Genomic DNA, 18,296 nt, shown 5'->3' with positions numbered 1-18,296 from the left:
CCGGGAGGGCGCCGTGGCACCCGTCACCGTCATCACCGGCGGCGGCCGGGGCATCGGCGCGGCCACCGCCCGCCGCCTCGCCGCGGCCGGCCACCACATCGCACTGTGCTACCGCCGCGACCACGCCGCAGCCGAGACGGTCCTGACCGACCTGCGGGCCACCGGCGTCTCGGCCGTGGCGGTGTGCGCCGACACCACCGACCCCGACCAGGTCGACGAGCTGTTCACCGCCGCCGCGCGGCTCGGCCCGCTCACCGGCCTGGTCAACAACGCCGGCGTCACCAGCCCCATCGGGCCCTTCACCGAGCTGCGCGTCGACGACCTGCGCCGGGTCGTCGACGTCAACCTCATCGGGTACGTCCTCTGCGCCCAGCAGGCCGCCCGCCGGATGACCGACGGCGGTGCCATCGTCAACGTGTCGTCGGCCGCCGCGACCCTCGGCGGCCCGGGAGAGTACGTGCACTACGCCGCGGTCAAGGGCGCCACCGACACCCTCACCGTCGGCCTGGCCAAGGAACTCGCCCCCAAGGGCATCCGGGTCAACGCCGTCGCCCCCGGCATCGTGCGCACCGACATCCACGCCGTCTCCGGCGTACCCGACCGCCCCGACAGCGCTGCCGGCCGCATCCCGCTGGGCCGCGCCGGCGAACCCGACGAGATCGCCGCCGCCATCGCCTGGCTGCTCGGCCCGGACGCCTCGTACGCCACCGGCACGGTGCTGCGCGTCTCCGGCGGTCTCTGACCACCGCACCCGACCGTGGCTCGTTCGCGCCGATTCGACAGCGTCAGTCAGACTCGGTCGTGCCCGCACGGCTGCCCGAATTCCGTCGAGCAACCCCGTACCCCTCGTCCGATGGTTGGAGCGCATGTCCCACACCCTCCTGATCTGGTTGGTCGGCGGCGTTCTGCTCGTGGGCGCGGGGCTCGCGACGACCCTGGTCCCCGCCCGGCGGGCACGGGACCGGAAGCGGCAGACCGCCTGGTCCGGCGCCCGCGCGGCCATCGACAGCGCGGCCGTCAGCCGGGACGCGGCGACCAGCCCGGTCCCTGCGGCCGAGCAGTTGCTGGCCCGCGCCGAGTTGATCGCCGCCGCACGGGGCGGGGCGGCCGCCGCGCGGACAGCGGAGCGACACGCCCAGCAGGCCGACCGGTTGTGGCGGACGCAGCGGTGACGGCCCGCCGGCCGCACCGCTACGAGGCGCTGCGCTGGGCGCTCCTGGGCATCGCCGTGGTCGTCCTGGTGATCTTCCTGGGTGCCCAGCAGCAACACGGCGCCGACGTCAGCTACGGGCGGTCCCCGGCTGACTCGGCGACGATCGCGAAGGGCCCGGCGCCCAGGGCGGGCGACCCGACCGTGCCGTCGGTGGACGAGATGACCGCGCTGGTGGCCGACAGTCCCGTGGTGCGGCTGCCCGGTTCGATCGCGCACTGGAACGAACAGCGGGTCCGCGAGGCAGCCGGCGACCACCCCGTCCGCATCCTGGTCGCGCCGCCCTGGCTCGACGAGGACGAGAGGCGCCGGCTACGGGAGGTGAAGAACGCCACCATCGTGGTGAGCGGCACCGACGTGTCCGGCGGCTTCTACCGGGCCGTACCCGATGACGTGCCCGGCTGGCGCGCGCATTTCGCCACCGCCGACGTGACGGGTCCACTGGTGACACTGATCGCCACGCTGCGGGAGGTGCCCGTCCCGGCCGACCACGATGGGCTGCGGTGGCGCGAGCCGACCGGTCCGGAGTTGACCGCCGTCACCGCCGACCTGCGGGCCAAGGGCCTGCACGCCGCAGCCGGAGCGAGCCTCACCGGCGTGCCCGGCAAGGCCGCGACGACCGCGTTCCCGGACGGCGCCCTGTACGTGGCGCTGCCCGCGCAGCCGTTCGGTGAACCCCTGCCCCGGTTCGGGCCGGCCCTGACCGAACTGTTCCCGGGCACCCCGATCATCGTGATGTACGGCCTCTGGATCGAGTACCACGGCCCGGCGACGGACTTCGCGGAGGTGGCCGGGGCGAGCTTCTACGGCCAGTTCGCCGACCGGATCAGCCAGTACGACTATTCCCAGGACCAGGTGCTGTCGGTCTACCTGAACCGGGTCACCGACATCCGCTACTCGGGGCTGTTCGACCGTCCGCTGCCGTACCAGCCGGTCGACCCGCTGCGGGTGGCGCTGCCCGCGCTGCCGTGGCTGTTCGCGGGCTGCGTGGCGACGTTCCTGGCCCTGTCGGTCCGGTCGCTGCGCCGGCCGGACGGTACGGGGATCCGGCGGGGCGACGGCGCGCCGGCCCGACTGGCCGGCCTCACCGCGCTCGCCGTCGAGATGTCCCTGCTGACCGACGCCCGCAGCAATCCGGCGCTGACCCGGGGCGTCGTCAAGCTTCAAGCGGCACGTGCCGCGTTGGACGAGGCCCTGCCGGAGCACCACGTGCGGTCGTTGCTGAACGAGGCGGCCGACGAACTGGACGACAGCGCCCGGACGGTGGGGCTCGCCGGTTACCGCCCGGACTTCTATCTGCAGGGCAGGTTGTCGTGAAACGGTCCGTCGGGCGATGGCTCGGTGCCCTGGTCGGCACGCCCTTCGGCGTCGCGGTCCTGGCGTGCCTCGTGCTGGCCGGCTGGGCGCTGTGGACCGGCGGGGTGCTCGACGGCCCGGCCGCCCGCCAGGTCCGCACCTCCTCCGTCTACGCGGCACCGGGCGTCGACCTGGACCGGGCCGCGGCCGAACGGGTCATCGGCAACCGCCGGCTGGTCGTGCTGCTGCTGGAGCCGGACGCCGACCTCCGGCAGGGCTGCCGCCAGGTCACGCGCGCCGCCAACGGGAACGTCGTGCTGGTGCTGAGCCGCGACGGCGACGACTACGACACGTACGGGTGCGCGCTGTTGCCCGGGCGTGACGACGAGAACTTCGGTCGGGCTGCCGTGGCGGAGATGATCATCGGTCGGGGCGTCGACACCTTCCCCGACCGCCCGCTGGAGGCGCTGAAGGTCGTCACCGTCAACTACGACCTGCTGGTGAAGGCCGGCACCGTTCCCGACGGCACGCGCACGATCAGCCCGTCGCTGCCCCGCTTCCTGCTCGCGGTGGCGGCCCTCGGGGCCGTCGTCGTCGGCGCGGCCACGCTCTACATCGGAGGCCGCCGGGCGGGCCGGCTCGCGAACGCCCGCCGGCGCCACCGCGACGAGCACGCCGACGGCCGCAGCACGCTCAGCGCCGCCGCCGCCGTGCTGGCCCAGCAGATCATCGACCTCGACCAGCGGTACGCGGCAACGGGACGCCGAGCCCGCGTCAGCGGCCCCGAGAAGGAATTCGGCAGGCGGTACCTGGCACTGACCTCGGACTACGCCGAACTGCTCGACCGCATCGCCACGGTGGACGCGGACGACGACGCAGCCGTACGCCGGCTCGTCGACCACGTCGACGCGTTGAGCCGGCGGGCGCTGCAGCTGACCGGTACCCCGTCCGCAGCTGGTGTGGCAGTGGGCAGCACTGATCGAAAAGGCCCGTGACGCGGCGTTCACAGCTACTCGGTCGGGTCCGCCCGCCACACCCAGTTGCGCCGCTCGTACAGCGGTGTGAGGCCCACCCGGAGCATGTTGTTCAGCGACGGATTCGACGAGCCCGGGTCGGGTCGGCCCGTCTCGGAGACGACCCACCGGCAGCCGGCCCGCGCCGCGGCCGCCGCCCGGGCCGTCAACAGCGCCGACTGCGCGCCCCGACCCCGATGGCTCGGCAAGGTCGCGCCGGTGTTGAGCGAGCCCACCGCACCGTGGACGAACAGGTTGGCGGCGGCGACCATCTCGTCGCCGTCCCAGGCGGCGTACGGCTGAAAGCCCGGATCGCGCACGCCGGCCGCGACCATCGGCCCGAGGTGCTCCTCGGGCATACCGAAGCAACGCAGCACCACCGGCGCCCACTGGTCGACCAGTTCGGCGGGCACCGGGCCGACCCGCAGGTCGGTGCGGCCGGGTCGGAGCGTCTCGATCTCGGCGGCGAGCTTCACCCAGGTGCTACCGCCGGTGATGTTCTCCCGCGCGCAGATGTCGTCCCAGTCCGCCGGCAGCCGGTCCGGGGCGATCTGGATGACGGCGGCGGGGTTGCCCTGGGTGCGGTAGAAATCGCAGACCCGGCCAATCAGGTCGCCGTCGACCGGCGCGTCGACGCCGAACCCGAGCGCCTTGCTCCAGTAGCCGGTGGGGTCGTGCCGCATGGACAGCACCACCCCGCCACCCATCCGGGCGGCGGCCAGGCCGAGCGCGTCGCGGACCTCGGGCGACGCCCCCGACTCGTACCGGAACATGAACTCGGCCTCCGCCAGCTCGGCGAGCGCACGCACCGTGTCCTGCCCGCTCATCGCAGGTCCGGGGTGTGCCAGCCGCCGGCGAGCGCTTCGGCGTCCGCCGGACCCCAACTGCCCTTGTCGTACGCCTGCACGGGCGGCGCATGATCCAGGATCGGCTCGACGATGCGCCATTCCTGCTCGATGGTCTCCGCGCGGGCGAACCGGAGGTGCTGCCCGTCCATCGCGTCGTCGAGCAGCCGCTCGTACGCCTCCTGCCGGTGCCCGAGCGCCGCGCCGAAGTCCACGGACAGGTGCACCGGACGGCTGGCGACCTCCGCGCCGGGGCTCTTCGCCTGGATCGACATGGTGATGCCGTCGCCGTGGCCCAGCCGGAACCGCAGCAGGTTCGCGGGCGCCGCGACGCCATCCGCGGCCGGGATGAGGGCCCGCTGCGGCTGCTTGAACTCGACCACGACCTCGGTCGCCGTCCCGGGCAGGGACTTTCCGGTGCGCAGGTAGAACGGCACCCCCGCCCAGCGGGGAGAGTCGACGGTCAGTCGGGTGGCGACGAACGTCTCCGTGTTCGAGTCGGGCCGGACGCCCGGCTCGTCCCGGTAGCCGGCGTACTGTCCCCGCACGGTGGACTCCGGTGACAGCGGCGCGATCTGCCGTAGCACCGCCACCTCTGCCGCGCGGAACGCGTCGGTGTCGTCGGCGGCCGGCGCGTCCATCGCGATCAGCGCCACGACCTGCAGGATGTGGTTCTGCAGCACGTCGCGGGTGGCCCCGACCGTGTCGTAGAAGCCGGCACGGCCCTGGGTGCCGAAGCCCTCGGCGAGGGTGACCTGGATGTTGTCGATGTGCTCGCCGTTCCAGAGCGGCTCGAACAGCCGGTTGGCGAACCGGAAGGCGTAGAGGCCCTCGACGGCCTCCTTGCCGAGGTAGTGGTCGATGCGGAACACGCGCTGCGGGTCGAAGGCCGCGCGCAGGGTGCGGTCCAGCTCGTGGGCGGACGCCAGGTCGCGCCCGAACGGCTTCTCCACGATCACCCGGCCCCGGTCGGCCAGGCCCACCGCGGCCAGCCCGTCGACGACGGCGCCGAACACCGCCGGCGGGACCGCAAGGTAGAAGATCGGTCGCTCGGCGTCGCGCAGGCGGTCGGCCAACCGCTGGTACGTGGTGGGGTCCGCGTAGTCGCCGGAGATCATCGAGAGGTTGCCCGCCAGCGCGTCGAAGGCGTCGTCGTCGACCTCGGCGTTGGCCTCGGCGACCGACTTCCGGGCGGTGGTGACGAGCTGCTGGTCATCCCAGGGGGAGCGGGCCACGCCGATCACGGGGACGTCAAGGCGGTCGCGTCTGGTCAGCTCGTACAGCGCCGGAAAGAGCTTCTTCGAGACGAGATCTCCCGTGACGCCGAACAGCACTACCGCGTCTGAGCGCACGCGCATGGTTCTTCCATCCGATCGGAGTGAAACCTGATCTTCCGAACGGAGAACCTCCCAACCCCTCGTCGAATTCCCCGCGTGAGGCCCGCGACAGGGCAGCGGCGACCCCCGGCGCCCAGATTGTGGGCAGTTGCCCTGGTCAGGTGGGTGCGAGCCGCTGCCCGCGATGGGTTGACCGGCCCCACCACAGCCCCTATCGTTCCAGTACGTAGAACGCCGTACGGCTCAGTCGAACGATTTGGCGGTAGATAGTGGTCGAGGCAGCTCTGGGCATCATTGTTCCACCGGCCAACCCGACGGTGGAGCCCGAACTCCGCCGCCTGCTGCCGGCGCGGGTCCGCTATCACGCCGCCCGCCTGCCGGTCGTGAACGGTTCACTCGCGCAGCGGCTGGACCGTTACGCCGAGCTGTTGCCGGACACCGCGGCCACGCTGGACGGCCTGGACCTGCGAGCCACCTACGTCGCCTGCACCGGCTGCTACTACCGGCCGGGGCGCGCCGACGCGCAGCGCACCGACGGTGCGGCCACCGCACGACTCGGCTCGCCGGTGTTCGGCGCGGCTGCCGCCGTGCGGCAGGTGCTCGACCGCCTCGCGGTCCGGTCGCTGACCCTGATCTCGCCGTACCCGGACTGGCTCACCGAGCAGGCGGCGGCGTTCTGGCGGGCGACCGGCCGCCGGGTCGACACGCCGGTGCCGGTGCCCGGCACCGGCGCCATCTACGACCTCACGTCGACTACCGTGCGCGACACCGTGCGCCAGACCCTGGAGTCACTGGCCGACAGCTTCCCGCCCGGGCACGCGGTGCTGCTGACCGGGACGGGCGCGCCCAGCCTGGACGTCCTTGACGAGGTCCTGCCGCAGGCACCCCTGCCGGTGCTGTCGTCGAACCTGGCCGGCGCCTGGCAACTGCTGGAGACCGCCGGCATCACCCACCTGGCGAGTGAGTCGCCCAGCCCGGCGCTGCGGCACCTGGCCGCCACCCTGGCCCAACCCCCCTTGACCGGAATCGTCGGCGGTATCGCCGGCGGGAAGGAGTGAACGTGGCGCCATCCAGTCACGCCGTGCAAGCACCCGTCGTCGTCCTCGGCGGCGGACCGGTGGGCATGGTGACGGCCCTCGCCCTGGCCCGCCGGGACATCCCGGTGATCGTGCTCGAACGCGGCCCCGACGAGGTCCAGTCGGAATGGCGCGGCTCGACCGTTCACCCGCCGACGACCGAACTGCTCGACGAGCTCGACCTGGCCGCCCCGCTGCTCAAGGAGGCGGTCCGGGTGCACCGGCTGGACTACCGCGACCTGGAGCTGACCGAGTCCGCCTGCTTCTCCTACGAGGCGCTTGAGGGCGAGACCCGGTATCCGTTCCGGTTGCAGTACGAGCAGTACAAGCTGGTCCGGCTGCTGCGCCGCGCGGTCGCGGAGGCGCCGAACGTGGACATCCGGTTCGGGCACGAGGTGGTCGGCGTGCGCCAGGACGACACGCGCGTCGAGTTGGACGTCGCGGTGGGCGACACCCGGACCGTGGTGGCCTCCCCGTGGGTGGTGGCGGCCGACGGCGCGCACAGCATCGCCCGCAAGCTGCTCGACGTCCCGTTCCCCGGCTTCACGTACCCGTCGCTGAGCCTGGTGGTGGCCACGCCGTTCCGCTTCGAGGACGCGGTGCCCGATCTCGGCGCGGTCGGATACTGGTCCGGCCCGAAGGGCCGCTTCTCGCTGATCCGGACACCCGACATCTGGCGCGCGGCGCTGTCGACGGGGACCGGGGTCGACGAGGAGCCACCGACCGGCACCCACCCGGCGTTCCTGGCCGCCGTCGAGCTGCTGCTGGGCGGTCAGCCCGACGCCCGGGAGCTGCCGCTGAGCCAACACCAGCTGTACCGCAGCCACCAGCGGCTCGCGGCCTCCTTCCGGATCGGCCGGGTGCTGCTGGCCGGCGACGCCGCACACCTGAGCAGCACCACCGGGGGCATGGGTCTGAACTCGGGCATCCACGACGCGGTGGCGGTCGCCATCGCGCTGGCCGAGTCCGACCAGGACGCCGCCACCAGCGAGTACGCGCAGCGTCGCCGGTCGATCGCCGAGCGTTTCGTCCAGCCGACCACGACGGAGAATCGCACCTCGGCGGACGGGGTCGAACTGGCCGGACGCCGCGAGCGGCTGCTGCGTCTGCGGGCACTCGCCGAGAACCCCGAGGATGCCCAAAAGTACCTTCGGCGTGTCAGTATGCTCGGGATCCAGCACTAGGCGCCGGGCGCCCACCACAGCCAGATCGGTCAACCGCTGGCGTGCTCACACGCACCTTCGAGAGGTGATCTGAATGGGGATCAGTGCGCCGGTGACCGAGCCGGAGGACGGTCATCGCTACACGACGAGCGGCCTGGGGCGGGCATTGGCCGTGATCGACCTGCTCGCCGAACGCAGCCCGGAGATGATCGGGGTGTCCACTGTCGCGCGGGAGTTGAACCTGCCCAAGGCGGTGGCCCACCGCATCCTCAAGGAGCTGACGGCCAACCAGTTCGTCACCTTCGACGAGGGCACCCGGCGCTACCGGCTCGGGCCGGGCGCCCTCGCGGTCGGCCTGGCCGCCCTGCGCGCCATCGACGTGCAGGCGATCACCAATCGGCACATGCGGCGGTTGGTGGAGGCCACGGGGGAGACGGCGACGCTGTCGATGCGGCAGGGTTGGGTGCGGGTCTACACCGACCAGGTGCTGTCGCCGCACGAGATCCGGATGTCGGTCACGCTCGGCTCCCGACATTCGCTGGTCGCCGGCTCGTCGTCCAAGGCGATCCTGGCGGCGTTGCCGGATTCGGAGATCGCCGAATACCTCGCCACCCACGAGCTGGTCTCGGTCACCGCGGCCACCATCACGTCGGTCGAGCAGCTCTGGACCGACCTGCGGGTGGTCCGTGAGCAGGGGTACGCGGTGAGCCGGGGCGAACGGCAGGCCGGCGCGGCGAGCGTGGCGGCGCCCATCCGGCTGGCCTCCGGCGAGGTCTACGGGTCGTTGTCGCTGTGCGGCCCACAGGACCGCTTCTCCGCGCAACTGCTGGCCGAGTACGGCGACCTGGTGGCCGACGCGGCTCGCCAGGTCAGCGCCGAGCTGGGCTACCAGCCGGCCCCGGCGGAGGGGGCCCCCGAGCCGGTGGAGCGCAAGCGCGCCACCCGGCGTCAGACGACCCGGTCCGTCGTGGACCACGCCGCGACCAGCTCGGCCGAGGTCGTGGTCTCGCAGAAGTAGAAGCCCAGGTTGCGGATCGCCGCTTCGGCGAGGTCCGCGCGGGTCCAGCCGACCAGGTCGGTCGGCATCGTGGTGGTCAGGTCGGCCATGTACGCGTCGCGGATGGTGGAGTCCACGCAGACGTTGGCGGCCGTCCCGACCACCACCACGTGGTCACGTCCGTGCGCGCGCAGCAGGTTGTGCAGGGGCGTGCCGACGAACGCGCTGTAGCGCGTCTTCTCCAGGTGGCAGTCGCCCGCCTCGGGGCGCAGGCCGTCGGCCAGCTCGGCGCCCCAGGAGCCGGCGGCGCAGACGCTGAGCGGGCTGCGGCCCATCGCCTCGGCGCGTGCCCGCCGGGCCGGTGACACGAGCTGCTCGTGGGCGGCCTGGCGTACCCAGATGACCAGGCAACCGGCGGTCCGCGCGTGGTCGAGGAAGCTCGGCAACCGGCGGGCCAGGTCGGCGTTGACGCTGACATCGGCACCGAGGTTCGCCATGGCTCCGGTGGGGGCGCAGAAGTCGTTCTGCATGTCAATGACCAGCACCGCAGTGCGCTGCGACAGGTGTTGCATGCCAGTTCCTCCGGAGTTGGGCGATTGGTAAGGAACTAGTGGTATGGAGTCGGCCCCTGTGGGCCATTGACCTCGCCGCCGAACATAGCTTACGTTCCCTCCAACAGAACGGCGTACTGCACAAGCGAACAATCTCGCGTTAATCGCGGACCGGTCGGTGACAGGGGTAGCCATATGAGTGCGATCAAAGTGGAGGGCGTCAGCAAGGTCTTCGCCGGCGCCGGTGGGCAGTCGATGGTCGCGTTGAGCGATGTCTCACTCGACATCGCCGACGGCGAGTTCGTCGTGCTGTTGGGCCCGTCCGGCTGTGGCAAGACGACGCTGCTGCGGATCATCGGCCAGCTGGAGAGCCCGACCGTGGGACGGGTACGGCTCGACCACGGCGAGCGGCAGGAGAACGCCGACCGCCCGCTGGGCTTCGTCTTCCAGGAGGCCACCCTGATGCCGTGGCGGTCGACGGGCGCCAACGTCGCCCTGCCGCTGGAGATGGCCGGCGTCGGCCGGCGCGAGCGCACGGAGAAGGTCCGGGAGATGCTGTCCCTGGTCGGGCTCCCCGACGCGGAGAACAAGCTCCCGCACCAGCTGTCCGGCGGCATGCGGCAGCGGGTCTCCATCGCCAGGGCGTTGGCACACGACCCGCAGGTGCTGCTCATGGACGAGCCGTTCGGCGCCCTGGACGCGCAGACCCGCGACATGATGAACGCGGAGTTGCAGCGCATCTGGCTGGAGAACCGCAAGACGGTCGTCTTCGTGACGCACTCCGTCTCCGAGGCGGTGTTCCTGGCCGACCGCATCGTGATGCTGGGGACCAAGCCCGGGCACATCCACTCCATCACCGAGGTGACGCTGCCCCGGCCGCGCACCCTCGCGATGACCGAGTCCGCCGAGTTCCGCGCCCTCGCCACCGAGCTGCGTCGGCAGATCGGCGAGGTGCAGCAGGACAACGACATTCGACCCGCCGTCTCGGCCTGAGCAGCACTTGAGGTGTCGCACGTGACCACTACAGATCAGCGCCACCCGGCGCCGACGACGTCTTCCGGACAACAGCTCCGCCCCCCGCCGCCGACCCTGTCGCAGCGGCTGCGCAACAACCGCTGGTTGTCCTTCTACACCAGCCCCCTGCTGATCGCGTTGTTCCTGGTCGCCTGGAAGGTGTACGTCGAGGTCACGGACCTGTCCCGGTTCGTGCTGCCGGCACCGGAGGCGGTGTTCAAGTCATTCATCGAGCAGATCACCGACCCGTTCGTGTGGCAGACGCACATCTGGACGACCTTCTACGAGGTCATGATGGGCCTGGCGTTGGCCATCGTCCTGGGTGTCGGGCTCGGCCTGATGATCGGCAAGTCGCCGCTGTTCGACCGGATCGCCCGCCCGTTCATCGTCGCCACCCAGGTGGTGCCGAAGGTCGCGCTGGTGCCCCTGTTCATCCTCTGGCTGGGCTTCGGCCCGTCGTCGAAGGTGGTCATGGCAGCGCTGCTGGCCTTCTTCCCGCTGCTGATCAACACCTCGTTCGGCGTCCGCTCCGTGCCGGGCTCCATGCACGACCTGATGACGACCCTGAAGGCGTCGCGCTGGGAGCGGTTCTGGCGGGCCGACCTGCCGTACACGATGCCGTTCATCCTGGCCGGCATGGAACTGGCGGTCGTCCAGGCGACCATCGGCGCGATCGTCGGCGAGTACCTCGGCGGTGACAAGGGCCTCGGCCGGTACGCCGTCAACCTGCAGAACGGTCTCCAGGTGGACAAACTGTTCGGCGCCATCCTGATCATGGCGTTGTTCGGCTTCACCCTCTACAGCGTCGTGACCGGTGCCCGCCGGCTGCTGATCCCCTGGCACGAATCCGTGCAGCCCCGCCGCACCCCCTGACGGGCCGCGCTCCACACCCACCCCCACCTCCGATCCATGGTCGGCGCCGCGACGCGGCGCGGGCAGGTCCCTCCTTGCCTCTATCCGTCGCACCTTCTCCATTCCCCCCTCGGCACCGGGAGATATTCATGAAAAACGACCGTTCCATCGGCGCGCCGGTTTCACGGCGCTCGTTCCTCCGGGCCAGCACCACAGCAGGGCTCCTGCTGCCCACTGCCGGCGGCATGACCTTGCTGCTCACTGGCTGCGGCGGCGACGACAACAAGGTCAACGCCGACGGCAGCCTCTCCGGCTCGTACATGACCGCGTCCGGCATGACGCTGAGCTTCGTGGAGACGATGGTCGCCAAGGAGCGCGGCTTCTTCTCCGAGTACGGCCTGAACCTGGACATCAAGGGTGGGCAGGGCACCGCCACGGCCATCCAGGCGGTGCTCGGCGGTTCGGCCGACCTGACCCGGGCCAACGGCATCAACGCGATCATCGCGGTGGCCAACGAGCAGGCGCCGTTCATCAGCATCGCCAGCGTGCGGCAGAAGTCGCAGTTCGAGGTGGTGTCCCTGCCGAACAAGCCGATCCGCAATCCGGCCGAGCTGGCCGGGCGCACCTGCGGCATCGTGTCCACCGGCGGCGCCACCGAGAACCTGCTCGACGTCATGCTGATCAACGCGGGGGTCAACCCCAAGTCGGTGAAGCGTCCGGTCACCGGTGTCGGCACCGCCGCGTACGAGTTGGCCCGCAAGGGCCAGGTGGACGCCTGGATCTGCGTCAACACCGACCGGGCCACCATCCAGAAGGATGTCGGCGAGGTCGTCTTCTTCAGCACCGACGACTTCGCGCCGATGCCGTCGGACTCGTACAACACCAGTTCCAAGATGGTGGAGTCGGGCAGCGACATGCCGGTGAAGTTCCTCGCCGGCGTGCTCAAGGCCATCGAGTACGCCAGCAAGGAAGAGAACTGGGACCAGGTCATCACCGACCTGCGCAAGTACAACCCGGAGGCCGACCCTGCCCAGGCGCGCACCGAGCTGCCGCTGCTGGTGGAGAGCTGGCTGGCAGCCGGCCCGGACAAGGCCCTGCAGATGAACGACCAGACCTGGCTCAAGGGTCAGGAGAGCCTCATCAAGGCCAACCTGGTCAAGTCCGCCGCGCCGATCGACAAATTGATCAACGGCAGCTACCTCGAGCGCGCGAGGAACCTGTGACGGGCGGCCCGGCCGCCGCCAGCGCCGCCTCGGCGGTGCTGGCGGCGGCCGCGGCCAGCGGCGTGCGGCGGCTGTGGTTCAACAGCGGCTCCGAGCTGACCTCGTTCCAGGAGGCCAGCGCGCAGGCCCGGCATCGGGGCGAGCCGACCCCGGAGGTCATCACCTGCCCGCACGAGCACGTCGCGCTCACCGCGGCGATGGGCGAGACGATGGTCTCCGGTCAGCCCTCCATGACCGCGGCCCACGCCGACCTCGGCCTGCTGCACCACGGCGGCGCCATCCACAACGCCATGTGGGGCGACCACCCCATCATGATCATGTCGGGTTATCCGCCCACCCGGACGGAGTCGCGTAACTCGCCGGTGTTCTGGAAGCAGCAGCGCTGGGACCAGGGCTCGATCGTGCGGCAGTACGTCAAGTGGGACTACAAGCTGTCCGCCCTCGACGACGCCGCCCTGGTCGTGGCGCGTGGCCTCCAGGTGGCACTCGCGCCCCGGCGGGGCCCCGTCTACCTGGCGATGCCCGAAGAGGTGGGCCGGTACCCGATCCCGGTCGGTAACCCGGTCCCCAGCGCCCAACGGCTCGGCATCCCGACCCTGGGACCGGGCGACCCGGGCGTGGTCAGCGAGGTGGCCCGCCGCCTCACGACCGCCCGGCGGCCCGTCATCGTCACCGACCGCGTCGGCGTCAACCCGCACGCCGTGACGTTGTTGGCCGAGTTGGCCGACACCCTCGGCGTGGAGGTGCGCGCCACCCGCTACCGGATGAACCTGCCCGACGACAACCCGTGGCACACCAACGCGCCACTGGACGAGTTCGACGTCGTCGTCGTGCTGGACCACCCGGTGCCCTGGATGCCCGCGGTGGAACGACCACGCGACGACGCCTGGATCGGCTGGGCGGGACCTGACCCGATCGAGGGCCGCGTCCCCCTGTACGAGCTGCGCGCCGACGCCCGTACCACCGCCGACCCGGCGGCGTTCCTCGCAGCCGTCCTGGCCGAGGTCGGCGCCGCAGGTCCGGGCGACGCCGACGCCGTGCGCCGACGGCGGCAACAGCCGCGCACCGCTGCGGCGGCCCGGGCCGCCGGCGGCGGAGCGGTCTCCGGCGCACCCACGCCGGCGCTGATCGCCGCGGCGCTGGATGAGCACCTGCGCCCCGACGACCTGCTGACCTGGGAGGTGTTCGACACCGCGCCGATCCGCCGGACGAAGCCGGGCACCCTCTTCGAGAAGGGTGGGTCCAGCCTCGGCTGGTCGGTGGCGGCGGCGACCGGCGCCAGCATGGCCGCCGGCGGCGCCCACGCGGTGGCGGTGACCGGAGACGGCTCGTACCTGTTCGGCTCGCCGGACTCGTGCCTGTGGTTGCAGCAGCAGCACGACGCCCCGGTGGTCACCGTGGTCGTCAACAACGGCGGCTACCGCACCGGCACGACCACGCTGGCCGCGCACTACCCGGACGGCCTGGCCGTCACCGAACCCACGGTGATCGGCGGGCACCTCACCCCGTCGCCGGACTTCGCCGCGCACGCCCGCTCACAGGGCTGCTACGGCGAGCGGGTGGTCGCCGCAGCCGACCTGACCGCGGCCCTGGACCGGGCCCGCACGGCGGTGGCGCGGGACCGCGTCCCGGCCGTACTGGACGTCTGGGTGCCCGAGCACCTCACCGGGTCGATGGACCCGGGACGCCGGGCGCGCTCGGCTCACGACGAAAGGAACACCGATGGCTGATGTCTTTTCGCCCATCGACGGCCAGGTCCTGACCCACGTCGCGCCGGCCTCGCCGGCCGACGTGGACGCCGCCGTCCGGGCGGCACGCGCCGCCCAACCGGCGTGGGCCCGCCGTACCGGCAGCGACCGGGGCCGGATCCTGCACGCGGTCGCGGATCTCATCGAGGCCCGGGTCGACGAGCTGTCCGAGACCGAGACCCGCAACACCGGCAAGATCCTCAGCGACACCCGGCGGGAGGTCCTCCGGGCGGCCGGCAGCTTCCGCTACTACGCGGGCTGGGCCGAGCAGGTTCGTGGTGAGACCATCCCGGTCGGACCGGAGTACCACACCTACACGGTGCCCGAGCCGCACGGCGTCGTCGCCGGCGTCATCCCGTGGAACGTGCCGTTCTTCTTCGCGGCCAAGAAGATCGCCCCGGCGCTCGCCTTCGGCAACGCCTGCGTGCTCAAACCGGCCGAGGAGACGCCGTTGACCGCCCTGCGGCTGGGCGAGCTGCTGGCCGAGGCGGGCGTGCCGGAGGGTCTGGTGCGGGTGCTGCCGGGCGGTCGGGAGACCGGCGTGGCGCTGGTGTCGCACCCGGACGTCGACCTGATCGTGTTCACCGGCCACCACGACACCGGAAAGGCCATCGCCCGTTCGGCGGCGGCCAACCTCACCCCGGTGGCGTTGGAGTTGGGCGGCAAGTCGCCGCAGATCCTCTTCCCCGACGCCGACCTGGATCGGGCGGTCGACGCCGTGGTGCTGGGCGTCTTCGCCTCCTGCGGGCAGATGTGCATCGCCGGTTCGCGGCTGGTCCTGCACGAGTCCATCTACGACGAGGTCCTCGACCGGGTGGCCGAGCGGGTGCGGGCGCTGCGGGTGGGCGACCCGTTCGACAAGCAGACGGACCTGGGTCCGCAGATCACCGCGGCGCAGCGGGACAAGACGGCGGCGTTCATCGCCGAGTCCAGCGGCGTGGGTCGGCTGGTCGCGCAGGCCGCCCTGCCCGACACCGAGCGGCTGCGCAACGGCTTCTACGTACCGCCGACGGTGTTCGACCGGTTGGACGACGATGCCCGCCTGCTGCGTGAGGAGGTCTTCGGGCCGGTCCTGGCGGTGTCGTCGTTCCGCGACGACGCCGACGCCCTGCGGCTGGCCAACGACACCGAGTTCGGCCTGGCGGCGGGCGTCTGGACCGCCGACATCGCCCGGGCGCACCGGTTCGCCGGGCAGGTGCGGGCGGGCACGGTGTGGATCAACACGTACCGGGTGCTGTCCGACCTGGTGCCGTTCGGCGGTGTCGGCCTGTCCGGGTACGGCCGCGAGAACGGCACCGAGGCGGCCCGGCTCTACCTGCGCCCGAAGTCGGTGTGGACCTCGCTGACCAGCGGCACCCCCCAGGGGTACGGAATGGGAGGCGCGGGTGCGGCAGGCTGACCGCCCGGCCGAGCCACCGGCCGACGCGCCAGCCGACGACAGAGGCCGCGGCGGTCTCGCGTTGCTGCGGGACCGCCGCTTCGGCCCGTACTTCTTCGGGTCGCTGGCGTCGAACACCGGCACGTGGTTCCAGAACGTCGCGGCGATCCTGACCATCTACGCGCTGACCCGCTCGGCGTTCATGGTGGGTCTGGTGACCGCCCTGCAGTTCGCCATGCAGTTGGTCCTCGCCCCGGTGATCGGGGCGTTGGCCGACCGCGTGGACCGGCGGCTGCTGATCATCGTGGGGCAGACGCTGGGTGGTTCCGCCGCCGCGGTGCTCGCGCTGCTGGCGTTCCTGGACGCGTTGAACCCGGGGCTGCTGCTGACGTTCATCGGGTTGTCCGGGGTGGGTCAGGCGATCACAGGCCCGGCCGCGCAGGCGCTGGTGCCCAACATCGTCGGACGGGCCGACGTGCCCCAGGCGATCGCCCTGCACTCGCTGACGTTCAACCTGTCGCGGGCCATCGGCCCGGTGGCCGGTGCGGCCACGTACGCGGTGGCCGGCGCCGGTACGGCGTTCGCCGTCAACGCCGCCAGCTTCCTGGTGTTCGCGCTGGCGCTGACCGGTGTGCGGCTGCCCCGCGCCGACCGGGCCGGGGGGCGCGGTCGGCTGGGCGTGTTCGGCGGGGTCGCCTATGTGCGGCACCGACCCGAGTTGGTGCGGTGCCTGGTCGCCGTGGCCCTGATCGGGTTGGCGATGGAGCCGATCAACACGTTGTCCCCGCTGTTCGCGGAGAGCTTCGGCGGCGGCGACCTGCTGGTGGGTGTGTTCATCACCTTCTTCGGTGTCGGCTCGGCGTTGATCGCCATCTGGGTGGGCCGGCTGCGGCGCTCGGTGGGCAGCGGCCGGACGGGCGCGGTCGGCGTGGCCGCGCTGGGCGTCGGGATGGTGGTGCTGGCGGTCAGCCCCGGACCGGTGCTGGCCACGGTGGGCATCGCCGTGGGCGGGGCCGGCTACCTGCTGGCCGTGAGCGACGTCAACGCCACGATGCAGGAGGGACTGTCCGACGCGGTACGCGGCCGGGTGATGGCGCTGTGGTCGATGTGCTTCCTCGGTATCCGGCCGGGCGCGGCGATGCTGCACGGCTGGCTGGGGGACACGTTCTCGGCACCTACCGGCGCGTTCGTCGCGGCGGCGTCCGCGGTGGCCGCCGCGGTGGTCCTGCGCGGTCGGCTGACCCGGCGTCGTTCGGCCACCGGGCCTGTCCGGCAGGGGTGACAGGCGTTGCCGTTGACCCCGAACCTCATCACAATCTATTCTGCTGAGCGAAACATCGTTCGCTTGAAGCGAACGAGCCGAGTTGGGGAGGCCCAGTGCACGACGGACCGCTGACCGGACTCCGTGTCATCGACGCCTCGACGATCCTGGCCGGCCCACTGTGCTGCCAGATCCTCGGCGACTTCGGAGCCGACGTCATCAAGGTCGAACACCCCGTCGCCGGTGACAGCATGCGCGGACACGGCCACGCCAAGGACGGCGTACCGCTGTGGTGGAAGGAGATCTCCCGCAACAAGCGCACACTCGGCCTCAAGCTGTCCGCGCCCGAGGGCGCCGACCTGCTGCTCCGCCTGGCCGCCACCGCCGACGTGCTGGTGGAGAACTTCCGCCCCGGCACGCTGGAACGGTGGGGGATCGGCCCGGAGCAACTCCACGAGGTCAACCCCGGCCTGGTCATCGTGCGTATCTCCGGCTTCGGCCAGCAGGGCCCGTACGCCAAGCGGCCCGGCTTCGGCACCCTCGCCGAGGCGATGAGCGGCTTCGCCCACCTGACCGGCGACGAGGACGGCCCGCCGACGCTGCCGGCGTTCGGCCTGGCCGACAGCATCTGCGGCATCGCGGCGTCCTCGGCCACGATGGTGGCGCTGTTCGCCCGCGACCGCAACGGCGGCAAGGGTCAGGTCGTCGACATGAGCCTGCTGGAGCCGATCATGATGGCGGTCGGCCCCGGCCCCACCGTGTACGACCAGCTCGGCGTGGTCGAGCACCGGCACGGCAACCGGTCCACGAACAACTCCCCGCGCAACACCTACCGCACCCGCGACGGCGACTGGGTGGCCGTGTCCACCAGCGCCCAGTCCATCGCCGAGCGGGTGCTGCGCCTCGTCGGTCACCCCGAGGTCATCGACGAGCCGTGGTTCGCCTCCGGGCGGCAGCGGGCCGCGCACGCCGACCTGCTCGACGAGTACGTGGGCGGGTGGATCGCCGAGCGCACCCGCGACGAGGTCATGCGCGCCTTCGAAGAGGCCGGCGCCGCCGTCGCGGCCGTCTACACCGCCCGCGACATCGTCGCCGACGAACACGTCCAGGCCGCCGAGATGGTCGTCAAGGTGCCCGACCCCGACCTCGGCGAGGTCCTCATGCACAACGTGCTGTGGCGTATGTCCGACACGCCAGGCCGCATCCGTTTCACCGGCCGACCCCTCGGCGCCGACACCGACCAGCTCCTCGTCAACGAACTCGGCTGCACCCCCGACACCGTCGCGGAGCTGCGCTCGCGGGAGATCGTGGCCTGACGGCCGCCACCACCGA

At 71.8% G+C, this 18,296-nt stretch carries 17 protein-coding genes; 14 read left to right on the top strand and 3 right to left on the bottom strand.

Annotated features, from left to right (window positions below):
• The first annotated feature begins 13 nt into the window (after positions 1 to 13).
• The 4 genes from ABZ808_RS05105 (at position 14) to ABZ808_RS05090 (ending at position 3,501) form a co-directional block, all read left to right on the top strand.
• On the top strand, positions 14 to 742 hold the full coding sequence (locus ABZ808_RS05105) for an SDR family oxidoreductase (protein ID WP_357001076.1): 729 nt from the start codon (positions 14 to 16) through the stop codon (positions 740 to 742).
• A 124-nt stretch (positions 743 to 866) separates the two neighbouring features.
• Entirely contained in the window at positions 867 to 1,172 is a 306-nt protein-coding gene (locus tag ABZ808_RS05100) for a DUF6403 family protein (protein WP_357001073.1), read from the top strand.
• Positions 1,169 to 2,527, top strand: coding sequence for a hypothetical protein (locus ABZ808_RS05095; RefSeq protein ID WP_357001070.1), 1,359 nt, complete (start codon positions 1,169 to 1,171; stop codon positions 2,525 to 2,527). Before ABZ808_RS05100 ends, ABZ808_RS05095 begins: the two co-directional genes overlap by 4 nt.
• Positions 2,524 to 3,501 carry a hypothetical protein gene (locus ABZ808_RS05090; RefSeq protein ID WP_357001068.1) on the top strand — a complete coding sequence of 326 codons (978 nt, stop codon included), beginning with the start codon at positions 2,524 to 2,526 and terminating at the stop codon, positions 3,499 to 3,501. Before ABZ808_RS05095 ends, ABZ808_RS05090 begins: the two co-directional genes overlap by 4 nt.
• A gap of 14 nt (positions 3,502 to 3,515) precedes the next feature.
• Here ABZ808_RS05090 and ABZ808_RS05085 read toward each other — a convergent pair whose 3' ends face one another.
• Both ABZ808_RS05085 and zwf read right to left on the bottom strand, forming a co-directional pair.
• On the bottom strand, positions 3,516 to 4,346 hold the full coding sequence (locus ABZ808_RS05085; RefSeq protein ID WP_357001064.1) for a GNAT family N-acetyltransferase: 831 nt from the start codon (positions 4,344 to 4,346) through the stop codon (positions 3,516 to 3,518).
• The gene (gene zwf, locus ABZ808_RS05080) at positions 4,343 to 5,722 is read right to left on the bottom strand and encodes a glucose-6-phosphate dehydrogenase (RefSeq protein WP_357001062.1); all 1,380 of its coding nucleotides are present in this window, start codon (positions 5,720 to 5,722) and stop codon (positions 4,343 to 4,345) included. The genes ABZ808_RS05085 and zwf overlap by 4 nt, the downstream gene beginning before the upstream one ends.
• A gap of 248 nt (positions 5,723 to 5,970) precedes the next feature.
• On the opposite strand from zwf, the gene ABZ808_RS05075 reads away from it, so the two are divergent.
• From ABZ808_RS05075 to ABZ808_RS05065, 3 genes are all read left to right on the top strand, one after another.
• Positions 5,971 to 6,759, top strand: a complete 789-nt coding sequence (locus ABZ808_RS05075; RefSeq protein WP_357001060.1) for a hypothetical protein — start codon at positions 5,971 to 5,973, stop codon at positions 6,757 to 6,759.
• A 2-nt stretch (positions 6,760 to 6,761) separates the two neighbouring features.
• A complete protein-coding gene (locus ABZ808_RS05070) occupies positions 6,762 to 7,961 on the top strand; it encodes an NAD(P)/FAD-dependent oxidoreductase (protein ID WP_357001058.1) in 1,200 nt (399 codons plus the stop codon).
• 73 nt (positions 7,962 to 8,034) lie between these two features.
• On the top strand, positions 8,035 to 8,958 hold the full coding sequence (locus ABZ808_RS05065) for an IclR family transcriptional regulator (RefSeq protein WP_357001056.1): 924 nt from the start codon (positions 8,035 to 8,037) through the stop codon (positions 8,956 to 8,958).
• On the opposite strand, the gene ABZ808_RS05060 is transcribed toward ABZ808_RS05065, so the two are convergent.
• On the bottom strand, positions 8,889 to 9,509 hold the full coding sequence (locus tag ABZ808_RS05060; protein ID WP_357001054.1) for an isochorismatase family cysteine hydrolase: 621 nt from the start codon (positions 9,507 to 9,509) through the stop codon (positions 8,889 to 8,891). The two genes, ABZ808_RS05065 and ABZ808_RS05060, sit on opposite strands and share 70 nt — an antisense overlap.
• Positions 9,510 to 9,683: 174 nt before the next feature.
• Here ABZ808_RS05060 and ABZ808_RS05055 point away from each other — a divergent pair, with 174 nt between their 5' ends.
• From ABZ808_RS05055 to ABZ808_RS05025, 7 genes are all read left to right on the top strand, one after another.
• Positions 9,684 to 10,481, top strand: coding sequence for an ABC transporter ATP-binding protein (locus ABZ808_RS05055; protein WP_357001050.1), 798 nt, complete (start codon positions 9,684 to 9,686; stop codon positions 10,479 to 10,481).
• A 21-nt stretch (positions 10,482 to 10,502) separates the two neighbouring features.
• Positions 10,503 to 11,375 carry an ABC transporter permease gene (locus ABZ808_RS05050; RefSeq protein ID WP_357001046.1) on the top strand — a complete coding sequence of 291 codons (873 nt, stop codon included), beginning with the start codon at positions 10,503 to 10,505 and terminating at the stop codon, positions 11,373 to 11,375.
• A 128-nt stretch (positions 11,376 to 11,503) separates the two neighbouring features.
• A complete protein-coding gene (locus ABZ808_RS05045; RefSeq protein ID WP_357001044.1) occupies positions 11,504 to 12,577 on the top strand; it encodes an ABC transporter substrate-binding protein in 1,074 nt (357 codons plus the stop codon).
• Positions 12,574 to 14,307: a thiamine pyrophosphate-dependent enzyme gene (locus ABZ808_RS05040; protein ID WP_357001042.1), complete on the top strand. Its 1,734-nt coding sequence runs from the start codon at positions 12,574 to 12,576 to the stop codon at positions 14,305 to 14,307. Before ABZ808_RS05045 ends, ABZ808_RS05040 begins: the two co-directional genes overlap by 4 nt.
• Entirely contained in the window at positions 14,300 to 15,724 is a 1,425-nt protein-coding gene (locus ABZ808_RS05035) for an aldehyde dehydrogenase family protein (protein ID WP_357001040.1), read from the top strand. Before ABZ808_RS05040 ends, ABZ808_RS05035 begins: the two co-directional genes overlap by 8 nt.
• Positions 15,711 to 16,985, top strand: a complete 1,275-nt coding sequence (locus ABZ808_RS05030; RefSeq protein ID WP_357001037.1) for an MFS transporter — start codon at positions 15,711 to 15,713, stop codon at positions 16,983 to 16,985. Before ABZ808_RS05035 ends, ABZ808_RS05030 begins: the two co-directional genes overlap by 14 nt.
• Positions 16,986 to 17,080: 95 nt before the next feature.
• Positions 17,081 to 18,280: a CoA transferase gene (locus tag ABZ808_RS05025; protein ID WP_357001035.1), complete on the top strand. Its 1,200-nt coding sequence runs from the start codon at positions 17,081 to 17,083 to the stop codon at positions 18,278 to 18,280.
• The last annotated feature ends 16 nt before the right edge of the window (positions 18,281 to 18,296 follow it).

Origin of the sequence: Micromonospora sp. NPDC047527, from assembly GCF_040643015.1 — a bacterium.
Classification (GTDB): Bacteria; Actinomycetota; Actinomycetes; order Mycobacteriales; family Micromonosporaceae; genus Micromonospora.
The sequence above is the reverse complement of the archived record's forward strand: the minus strand, read 5'-3'. Positions and strand labels throughout refer to the sequence as shown.